9 protein-coding genes and 1 tRNA gene are annotated in these 9244 nt (G+C 68.3%); 3 read left to right on the top strand and 7 right to left on the bottom strand.

Translation table 11 applies throughout. The features are described from left to right. From glnA to ACE3Q3_RS21220, 3 genes are all read right to left on the bottom strand, one after another. Positions 1-1189, bottom strand: a 1189-nt coding sequence (glnA, locus tag ACE3Q3_RS21230) for a type I glutamate--ammonia ligase (RefSeq protein ID WP_374449319.1), incomplete at its 3' end; no start/stop codon positions are given. 66 nt (positions 1190-1255) lie between these two features. Then, positions 1256-1594: a P-II family nitrogen regulator gene (locus ACE3Q3_RS21225; RefSeq protein ID WP_142208921.1), complete on the bottom strand. Its 339-nt coding sequence runs from the start codon at positions 1592-1594 to the stop codon at positions 1256-1258. A 197-nt stretch (positions 1595-1791) separates the two neighbouring features. Then, positions 1792-2979 (bottom strand): pyridoxal phosphate-dependent aminotransferase, encoded by a 1188-nt coding sequence (locus ACE3Q3_RS21220; protein ID WP_374449316.1) that lies wholly within the window; start codon positions 2977-2979, stop codon positions 1792-1794. Between the two features lie 164 nt (positions 2980-3143). Here ACE3Q3_RS21220 and ACE3Q3_RS21215 point away from each other — a divergent pair. The 3 genes from ACE3Q3_RS21215 (at position 3144) to ACE3Q3_RS21205 (ending at position 4945) form a co-directional block, all read left to right on the top strand. Beyond that, positions 3144-3220: transfer RNA gene (locus ACE3Q3_RS21215), tRNA-His, on the top strand. A 93-nt stretch (positions 3221-3313) separates the two neighbouring features. Then, positions 3314-4558 (top strand): M20/M25/M40 family metallo-hydrolase, encoded by a 1245-nt coding sequence (locus tag ACE3Q3_RS21210; RefSeq protein WP_374449315.1) that lies wholly within the window; start codon positions 3314-3316, stop codon positions 4556-4558. A gap of 135 nt (positions 4559-4693) precedes the next feature. Further along, complete coding sequence (locus tag ACE3Q3_RS21205; protein ID WP_374449313.1) at positions 4694-4945, top strand: YMGG-like glycine zipper-containing protein; 252 nt, start codon at positions 4694-4696, stop codon at positions 4943-4945. A gap of 58 nt (positions 4946-5003) precedes the next feature. On the opposite strand, the gene ACE3Q3_RS21200 is transcribed toward ACE3Q3_RS21205, so the two are convergent. From ACE3Q3_RS21200 to ACE3Q3_RS21185, 4 genes are read right to left on the bottom strand one after another with little or no spacing between them, the layout of a single operon-like run. After that, positions 5004-6011: a dimethylarginine dimethylaminohydrolase family protein gene (locus ACE3Q3_RS21200; RefSeq protein WP_374449311.1), complete on the bottom strand. Its 1008-nt coding sequence runs from the start codon at positions 6009-6011 to the stop codon at positions 5004-5006. Between the two features lie 13 nt (positions 6012-6024). After that, positions 6025-7623, bottom strand: a complete 1599-nt coding sequence (locus tag ACE3Q3_RS21195; RefSeq protein ID WP_374449309.1) for a M20/M25/M40 family metallo-hydrolase — start codon at positions 7621-7623, stop codon at positions 6025-6027. 37 nt (positions 7624-7660) lie between these two features. After that, the gene (locus ACE3Q3_RS21190; protein ID WP_374449308.1) at positions 7661-8455 is read right to left on the bottom strand and encodes an ABC transporter permease; all 795 of its coding nucleotides are present in this window, start codon (positions 8453-8455) and stop codon (positions 7661-7663) included. Between the two features lie 4 nt (positions 8456-8459). After that, positions 8460-9242 carry an ABC transporter permease gene (locus ACE3Q3_RS21185; protein WP_374449307.1) on the bottom strand — a complete coding sequence of 261 codons (783 nt, stop codon included), beginning with the start codon at positions 9240-9242 and terminating at the stop codon, positions 8460-8462. Between the last annotated feature and the right edge of the window lie 2 nt (positions 9243-9244).

Below are 9244 nucleotides of genomic sequence, written 5' to 3'. Positions count from 1 at the left end.
GGTTCTTGTCCATCGGGTCGCCCGGATGGATCTTGTTCTGGATGCCGTCGAGGCCGGCCATCAGCATCGCCGAGTAGGCGAGATAGGTGTTGGCCGCCGGATCGGGGAACCGCACCTCGACGCGCTTGCCCTTCGGGCTCGAGACGTAGGGGATGCGGCACGAGGCCGAGCGGTTGCGCGACGAGTAGGCGAGCAGGACCGGCGCCTCGTAGCCCGGGACCAGGCGCTTGTAGCTGTTGGTCGTCGGGTTCGAGAAGGCGTTGATCGCCTTGGCGTGCTTGATGATGCCGCCAATGTAGTAGAGGCACATCTCCGACAGGTCGGCGTAGAGATTGCCCGCGAAGAGCGGCTTTCCGGCCTTCCAGATCGACTGGTGGACGTGCATGCCCGAGCCGTTGTCGCCCTTGACCGGCTTCGGCATGAAGGTCGCCGTCTTGCCGTAGGACGCGGCGACGTTGTGCACGACGTACTTGTAGATCTGCATCAGGTCGGCGGTCTTGAGCAGGGTCGAGAACTTCACCCCCAGCTCGTGCTGCGCCGGCGCCACCTCATGGTGGTGCTTCTCGACCTCGACGCCCATCTGCTCCAGGACCGTCAGCATCTCGGCGCGCAGGTCCGACGAGGGGTCGAGCGGCGGGACCGGGAAGTAGCCGCCCTTGACCGGCGGGCGGTGGCCCATGTTGCCGCCCTCGATCTCCTTGGCGCCGGCGGTGACGCCCTCCTCGGAGTAGAGCTCGTAGTAGTTCTTGTACATCGAGCTCTCCATCTTCACGTCGTCGAAGACGAAGAACTCGGCCTCGGGGCCGAAATAGGCGGTGTCGCCGAGGCCGATCGACTTCAGGTACGCCTCGGCGCGCTTGGCGGTCGAGCGCGGATCACGGCTGTAGGGCTGGCCGGTCGAGGGCTCGTACACATCGCAGAAGATGACCAGCGACGGCTGTGCCGCGAACGGGTCCATGACGGCGGTCGACAGGTCCGGCATCAGGATCATGTCGGACTCGTTGATCGCCTTCCATCCGGCGATCGACGAACCGTCGAACATGACGCCGTCCGTCAGGAAGTCCTCGGTGATCGTGCAGACGTGGTGCGCCAGGTGCTGCCACTTTCCGCGCGGATCGGTGAAACGGAAATCGACGTACTTCACGTCGTTTTCCTTGATCAGCTCGAAGACCTTCTTCATGTCCGACATGGCTCGGTTCCCATTGTTCCTTGGTGTTGGGTGGGGTTTCTGTTGGTGCTCTGAGACCGTTGGAGGCTAGACGGCGTCCGGGCCGCGCTCGCCCGTGCGGATGCGGATCGCCTCCTCGACCGGCGACACGAAGATCTTGCCGTCGCCGATGCGGCCGGTGTGCGCGGCCTGCTGGATCGCCTCGACGGCCCTGGCGACGAGCGCATCGTCCATCACCGCCTCGATCTTCACCTTGGGCAGGAAGTCCACGACGTACTCCGCGCCCCGGTACAGTTCGGTATGGCCCTTCTGGCGGCCGAAGCCCTTGGCCTCGGTCACGGTGATGCCGGTGATCCCGACCTCGTGAAGGGCCTCCTTCACCTCGTCGAGCTTGAACGGTTTGATGATCGCTTCGACCTTCTTCATGGCCTCTTTTCTCGATCCGGTCTGCGCGGGCGGCGGATCGCGGGGGTCGCGTCCGCCATCGCCTTGCGCGAGAGTGAAAGCAGGAGCCGTGCCATCGGAAGACCCCCGCCCGCGCGACGCTTTCGCGCCGTGCTGGCGGAGGGGTGCCGTATCTTACGCCAATTGCCTAAGACATGGGCAGATCGGTCGCCGCCGATTTAGGCAGACTTGCGGGCGCGGTCGGACAGGAGGGTGCGGATGCGGCCGATGGCGGCGCGGATGTTCTCGGTCGAATTGGCGTAGGAGAAGCGCAGGTAGCCTTCGCCATACTCCCCGAAGCTGGTGCCGGAGATGACGGCGACGCCGGCCTCCTCGAGCAGCATGGTCTGCAGGGTGCGGCTGTCGAGGCCGGTTCCGGTGATGTTCGGGAAGGCATAGAAGGCGCCGCCGGGTTCGATGCAGCGGACGCCGGGAATGGTGTTGAGTTCGTCGACGATGACGCGGCGCCGGCCGGCGAAGGCGGCGACCATGTCCCGAACCGGTTCCTGCGGGCCTTCCAGCGCGGCGATGCCGGCGTACTGGGCGGCCGCGTTGACGCAGGAATGGCAGTTGATGGCGAGCCGGGTCGCGTGCTCCGCCAGGCCCTCGGGCCACACCGCGTAGCCGAGGCGCCAGCCGGTCATCGCGTAGGTCTTGCTCCAGCCGTCGAGCAGGATCAGCCGGTCGGCGATCTCGGGATAGGTCAGCAGGCTGACGTGCGGCCGCCCGTCATAGGTCATCTGCCCATAGATCTCGTCGGACATGAGGGCGACGTTCGGATGCTTCGCCAGGCCCTGAACCAGGCGATCGATCTCCGATTTCGGGACCACGCCGCCCGTCGGGTTGGCCGGGCTGTTGATGATGATGAGCCGCGTCCGCTCGGTGATCTTCGCCAGCACCTCGTCGGCCGAGAAGGAGAAGCCGTTCTCCTCGCGCAGGTGGATCGGCACCGGCCGGGCGCCCGAGAAGCGGATCACGGATTCGTAGATCGGGAAGCCCGGGTTCGGATAGAGGATCTCCGTCCCCGGCTGGCCGAACATCATGATGGCGAAGAACATCGTGACCTTGCCGCCGGGCACGACGACGACGCGGTCGGGGTTGACCTCGACGCCGAGGCGGCGCTTCAGGTCGGCCGAGACGGCCGCCCGGAGCGGCGGAATGCCGTTGGCGGCGGTGTAGCCGTGATGGCCGTCGCGCAGGGCCTTGGCCGCCGCCTCGACGATGTGCTCCGGGGTCCGGAAGTCGGGCTGGCCGATGCCGAGATTGATGATGTCGCGGCCCTGGGCCTGCAGCGCCTGGGCGCGGGCCAGCACCTCGAAGGCGGTCTCGGTGCCGAGCTGGGTCATGCGGTCGGCGAGCGGCAGCATGGGGAACCTCCGGATTGAGCGGAAAACGATGCCGGACCGACTTATGCCCCAGCGGCCAGGGGGCGGCAACGCCGCTGCGGGACGGTCGGGGCGGGCCGCGACGAAATCGCGCCGCCCTTTTCTTGACGGGACGGCGCGCAAGGGGCTAAAGCACCGCCCGTGCGGCGGGTGTAGCTCAGTTGGTTAGAGCGCCAGATTGTGATTCTGGATGTCGTGGGTTCGAATCCCATCACTCGCCCCAATCCCTCCTTCGCATCATCCCCCCTCCCGACGCCCGCCGGATCCGATGTCGGCGGCGCCCGGCACCGCCGCGCCCCATGCCGAGGAACCCCCAATGGACGATCTGAAGCGCCAGCTCCTGTCCTGGCTCGAGGCCGACCGCGACGAACTGATCGGCTTCATGAGCGGCTTCCTCCAGGCGAAGAGCGCGAACCCGCCCGGCGACACCCGCGAGGCGGCGGACCACATCAGCCGCTACCTCCAGGCCCGGCAGGTGCCGCACCGCTTCGTTTCGGCCTTCGAGCACATGCCGAACGTCGTCGGCACCTATGACTGCGGCGGGGCGGGACGGCACCTCGTCCTCAATGGCCATATCGACGTCTTTCCCGCGATCGACGACTACGGCTGGTCGGGCGAGGTCAAGGACGGCAAGATCTTCGGCCGCGGCGCCTCCGACATGAAGACCGGCACCGCCGCCGGCGTCTTCGCCTATGCCTATCTCCACCGCCTGCGCGAGCACCTCAGGGGCCGGCTGACGCTGACCTGCGTCTCCGACGAGCAGTCGGGCGGCAAGTACGGCACGCGCTTCCTGTTCGAGACGATCCCGGACGAGGTCAAGGGCGACTGCTGCCTCAACGGCGAGCCGTCCGGCATCAACAACATCCGCTTCATGGAGAAGGGGACGCTGCGCTTCCGCGTCACCGCGAAGGCGCCGGGCGGCCATGGCGGCTATCCGCACCTGTCGGCCAATCCGGTCAAGATCATCGCCGCCATCGTCACCGAGATGGAGCGCTTCCACGGCCGCCGCGCACCGATGCCGGCCGACATCGCCGCCGCGCTCGACACGCCCGAGGCGATCGCCGGCACCAACAGGGGCATGGGCGAGGGTGCCGCCGACGTGGTGCGCTACATCACGGTCAATCCGGGCGTCATCCAGGGCGGGCTCAAGGTCAACCAGATCGCGCCCGACTGCATGGTCGAGTTCGACCTGCGCATCCCGGTCGGCTTCGACCGCGACACGGTGCTGAAGGAAGTGCACGACATCGTCGGCGCCCATCCCGAGGCCTCGATCGAGATGTTCGACGCGCATTCCTATCCGCCGAGCGCGGCCGATCCGAACGGCGAGATGGTCCGCATCCTCCAGGAGAACGTGCGCGCCCTGAAGGGCTTCGTCCCGGTGCCGCTGTCGAGCCTGGGCGGGTCGGATTCGCGCTACTGGCGCTATGACGGCATCCCCGCCTATCTCTACGGACCCTCGCCGGTCAGCATGGGACGGCGCGACGAGCACGTGACGATCGACGAGTTCCTGCACATCGTCCACACGCACGTCCTGTCGGCCTTCGACTACCTGCGGAAATAGGCCGCCCGAGCGGACCGTACGGCGCCGGGGCCGGGTTATGCTGGCAACCGCGCCGCCGGCTGAGTCGGAGGGGCGTGGACGGAACGACAGGCCGGAAAGCAACAGGCCCGAAGACGACAGGCCCGGAGGCGTGCGATGAACAGGAATCTGGTTTCCCTCGGTATCGTGGCGGCATGCGCCCTGGCCCTCTCGGCGTGCGGCAGCCGGTCGAACGACCGCGTGGCGAGCGGCACCGGCGTCGGCGCCGGCACCGGTGCGCTGGTCGGCGCGGCCTTCGGCGGCATCGGCGCCATTCCGGGCGCGCTGATCGGGGCCGGGATCGGTGCCGGCACGGGTGCCGTGACCGACAAGGACCAGCTCTATCTGGGCGAGCCGGTCTGGCGCTGACCGGACCAGGCGCGAGCGCGGAACGGCGGGAGCGGGCTCCCGCCGTCGTCGTTCCGGCTCAGAGCGGGTCGCGGATCAGTGGCCCGGTCGAGCAGTGGATGCCGCCGCCGCCGAGCGCCATCGCCTCGTAGGGGACGACCCGGATCGAGATCTGCAGGCGCTCGATCTTCTCGCGCGTCCGCTCCGACACGCCCTCCGGCATGATGAGACGGCCCGGCCGCACGGTCAGGCAGTTGACGATGCCGGCCCGGTCCTCGTGGCTGACCTCGATGGTGCGGACCCGCAGTTCCTTGAGCTTCTCCAGGAACCAGAAGGGGAGCTGGGTCGGGTTGATGAGGGCGGTGTCGGCGTCGATCATGACGAAGTTGCCGTCGATGTGCAGCCGGTAGCCGGTCAGCGGCACCAGGATCAGTTCGACCCCCATCGCCCGCAGCACCTCGGCCAGTTGGCGGGCGCCCTCGTCGTTGCAGCGGCTGGAGACGCCGAGGACGGCGGTCTTGGGGTTGATCCAGGCGAAGCTGCCGCCTTCGAGGATGCCGGTGCCGTGGATGGTGCGCAGGATCGGCATGCCGATGCGGGCCAGCGTCCGGGTCACCGGCCCTTCCTCGCCGCGGCGGATCGGCGGCCCGAGCCGGGTGACGATGGCCCCGCCGTCGACCGCGATCATGCTGTCGCGGGTGTAGCAGGACTTCATCTTGCCCGGCGTGCAGCCGTCGAGAAAGACGACCTCGGTCCCTTCCTCGCGCAAGGCCGCCACCAGGGCATCGTGCTGCGCCTGCATCTCGGCCAGCGGCGGGATCTTGTCGCCGCGCCAGTACCAGCCCTGCTCGACGTCGCCGAAGGCGCCGATGTCGGGCAGGCGCTTGGCCGGATCGACGATCTTCAACTCGTCGCCGGGGCGGTGCATCAGCACCATGCGCAGATGGCCGACGTCGTTGTTGCAGCCCCAGCGGCGGCCCCAGACGCGGACCTGCTCGGCCTCCGTCTCGAACGCCGGCTCCGGTGTCGAGGCGAAGGTCTTGATGAGCATGTTGTAGCGGTATTCGCCCTCGGTCATCATCGACATGGCTCGTCCTCCCTCAGGCGCGCTCGGCCGCGGTCGTGGGGATCGACCACTCCCGGCCGCGCACCGTCTCGACATATTCCGGCCAGCGGTACTCGACCGGCGCCGGGAACTTCGGTGGCAGCAGCGGCGGCATCCATTTCGAGCCGCCGATGCCGCCGCCGGTGCGCTCACGGAACTCCGCCTTGCAGCGTTCCAGCGCCGCCGGATCGCCGCCGAGCTCGACCAGCGTCAGGGCGATGACCTTGCCCGCTGTCGACCACATCGGGTCGATGGTGCCGGGCGTGCCGCCCATCGCGAAGCGGGTCCATTCCGGATAGCGGTAGCCCGGCTCCGGCGCGCGCAGGATCGGCCGGGCGACGTAGAGCCGCACCGTCGGCGCGTGCCACGTGTATTCGACATAGTCGTCGGCGGCGAAGTTCTTCTGCCAGGCCGGAAGGTTGGCGCGGAACCAGGCCTCGCCGTCCTCGGGCGTCGTCAGCTGCTCGTGCTCGGGCGGGAAGGGGTCGGCCATCGGCGCGATCCCCAGCGTCTTCTGGATCTCGCGGCCGAAGGCCTTGCCGGCCTCGCTCCATTTCGGCGGGCCGACGCGCTCGAAGTTGCGGTAGGTGATCTCGGCCAGCGCGTGGTTGGGCAGGCCCGGCCGGGTCTTGGTGATCCACTCCTTCCGGACGGTGCAGTGGGTGATGGCGGCCGCGTGGTCGGCATTGTTGTCGAGCGTCGCGAAGACCTTCTCCTGCATCTCCACGAAGGGGGCGCGGCAGGCGTACTGGATCTGGCCGATGTTGGGGGCGAGGTTGTCGGCGGCGGCCTGCCCGGCCGTCAGGATGAACTCGTTGATGCTCCAGCCGCCATTGTGCGGCAGCATCGCCTCCTTGAGGAACTTGGAGGCGGTGTACATCAGCGTCACCGCGTCGATGGTGCCGGGGGCGCGGGCGACGCCGTGGGTGTGCTGGATGCCGGCGGTCGCCTGCTTGGCGAGCCAGGTCTCCGGGTCGTCGCACTCGAAGGTGTAGATGCGGCTCCAGTAGGGGGCGCAGTGGGTGTCCCAGAGCACGCTGTTGACGAGGCCGCCGAAGGACGCCGGGTGGAAGCTGATGGCCGCGTCCATGTCGTCGTAGTAGCCGTGGGCGGCATGGACGGGTTTCGACCCGCACATCTTCTCCGCCGGCTCGCCCAGGAACTTCAGGCGCGCCTTGATGCCGTGGGCCTGCAGGGCGTGCTGGGCGGCGAGGAACCCGGCGAGCGCGCCGATGCCGAGGCCGGAATGCGGGTCGGTGTGGCCGGCGGCGTACTTGCTCATGCCGGGCCGCGGCTGGCGATAGGGCACGGCGGCCTGCGACCGGCCGGGCACGGCGTCGTACTCGGCATAGCCGCCGAGCACGGGGCCTTCGTCGCCCCAGGTGGCGCAGAAGGCGGTCGGCATCGTCGCCGAGCCTTCCTCGACGGTCCAGCCGGCGGCGCGCAGCCGCTCGACGTACCAGGCGCAGGAGCGGTACTCGCGCCATGCGGGCTCGGCCATCTCCCAGATGGCGAGATGGTCGCGGGACAACTGGTCGTGGTTGGCGGCGAGCCAGTCCAGCGCGGTCTTCCTGACCGCTTCCAGATCGATCATGCGCGGCGTCTCCCGGGGGCTCTGGAGGTTGGGTTGCTTACTCGGTCCGTTGGCGTCGGGTCCGCATGTCGAGGACGAGCAGCAGGGCCGTGACCACGACCAGCGCCGTGGCGACGGCGGCCATGGTCGGGTCGAGATGCTCGTTGATGCCGTCCCAGATGCGGCGGGGCAGGGTGAAGATGGCGCGGCTGGCGATGAAAAGGACCAGCACCAGTTCGTCCCACGAATGGATGAAGGCGAAGATCGAGCCCGAGACCACGCCCGGCAGGATGCTGGGCAGGATCACCCGCCGCAGCGTGTAGGGGACGCTGGCGCCGAGGTTGCGGGCGGCCTGCTCCAGCCGGGGATCGAAGTTGGCGAGCGACGTCGAGACGATGATGACGACGTAGGGAATGCCGGTGACCCCATGGGCCAGCATCACGCCGAAATAGCTGTCGAGCAGGTCGAGGTCGACCCACAGCCGGTAGAGGCCGAGCGCGTAGACGATGGTGGGCACGATGATCGGCACCAGCATCAGCACGCGCACGAGTTCGCTCCAGCGCGAGCCGATGCGCCAGCAGCCGATGGCGCAGAGCGTGCCGGCGCCGACCGAGATCACCATCGAGCCGAGCGCGATGACGAAGCTCTGGGCGATCGACGACAGCCACTCGGCACTCTGGAAGAGGTTGAGGTAGTGGCGCAGCGACAGCCCGTCCTGGGGCAGCGACAGGAAGCGCTGGTCGGTCAGCGAGACCGGCACGACGATGGTGATCGGCAGCACCAGGAAGAGCACGATCGCCCAGCCGAGCGAGCGGGTCGAGCGGCCGGCGCCGATGCGGGCTTCGTCGGCCATCGCCTCAGCCCGCCCCGAACAGGCGCTTCAGGTCGACGACCTTCGCCAGCGCCGCGAGCAGAACGAAGATGAAGAGGATCAGCGTCGAGGCCAGCATGGTGCCGAGGCCCCAGCGCAGCAGGTCGAGGATCTGCAGGCTGATGTACTCCGCGATCATCAGGGTCTTGCCGCCGCCGAGGATGGCCGGCGTCACGAAGAAGCCGAGCGAGAAGATGAACACGAGCACCGTCGCGCCGATGATGCCGGGCAGGCTCTGCGGCAGGAAGACGCGCCGGAACGTGTAGAAGCGCGAGCCGCCGAGGCCGCGGGCGGCCGACACCGTGCGCGGGTCGATGTCGCGCATGTTGGCGTAGAGCGGCAGCACCGCGTAGGGGATCATGTAGTGGACCATGCCGACGACGATGCCGAACTCGTTCCAGATGAGGGCGAGCGGCTGGTCGATGAGGCCGGCGTCCCGCAGCGTCGTGTTGATGAGGCCCTCGCGGGCGAGCAGGGTCACCCAGGCGAAGGCGCGCACCAGCACCGATATCCACAGCGGCACGAGCACGCCGAGGAAGAGCCAGCGCTGCGCCCGGGGCGACGCATGGACCAGGACGTAGGCGACGATGTAGCCGAGGAGGATGGTGACCGCCGTGGTCAGCACGCAGATGCGCAGCGTGGTGACGATGGTGCGGCGGATCGAGGCGTTGGTCAGCAGCTGGGCGTAGTTGTCGAGTCCGGGCTTGGGCTCGGTGACGCTGATCCACAGCACCTGGACCAGCGGATAGAAATAGAAGGCGGCCATCAGCA

The organism is Allostella sp. (assembly GCF_041913585.1).
Classification (GTDB): Bacteria; Pseudomonadota; Alphaproteobacteria; order ATCC43930; family Allostellaceae; genus Allostella.
This window is presented reverse-complemented; position numbering and strand designations above follow the sequence as displayed.

Excerpts from the sequence above, each read along its gene's own strand:
- ACE3Q3_RS21225 (WP_142208921.1), bottom strand. The coding sequence starts at position 1,594 with ATGAAGAAGGTCGAAGCGATCATCAAACCGTTCAAGCTCGACGAGGTG.
- ACE3Q3_RS21200 (WP_374449311.1), bottom strand. The coding sequence starts at position 6,011 with ATGTCGATGATGACCGAGGGCGAATACCGCTACAACATGCTCATCAAG.
- ACE3Q3_RS21195 (WP_374449309.1), bottom strand. The coding sequence starts at position 7,623 with ATGATCGATCTGGAAGCGGTCAGGAAGACCGCGCTGGACTGGCTCGCC.
- ACE3Q3_RS21220 (WP_374449316.1), bottom strand. The coding sequence starts at position 2,979 with ATGCTGCCGCTCGCCGACCGCATGACCCAGCTCGGCACCGAGACCGCC.
- ACE3Q3_RS21190 (WP_374449308.1), bottom strand. The coding sequence starts at position 8,455 with ATGGCCGACGAAGCCCGCATCGGCGCCGGCCGCTCGACCCGCTCGCTC.
- ACE3Q3_RS21205 (WP_374449313.1), top strand. The coding sequence starts at position 4,694 with ATGAACAGGAATCTGGTTTCCCTCGGTATCGTGGCGGCATGCGCCCTG.
- ACE3Q3_RS21210 (WP_374449315.1), top strand. The coding sequence starts at position 3,314 with ATGGACGATCTGAAGCGCCAGCTCCTGTCCTGGCTCGAGGCCGACCGC.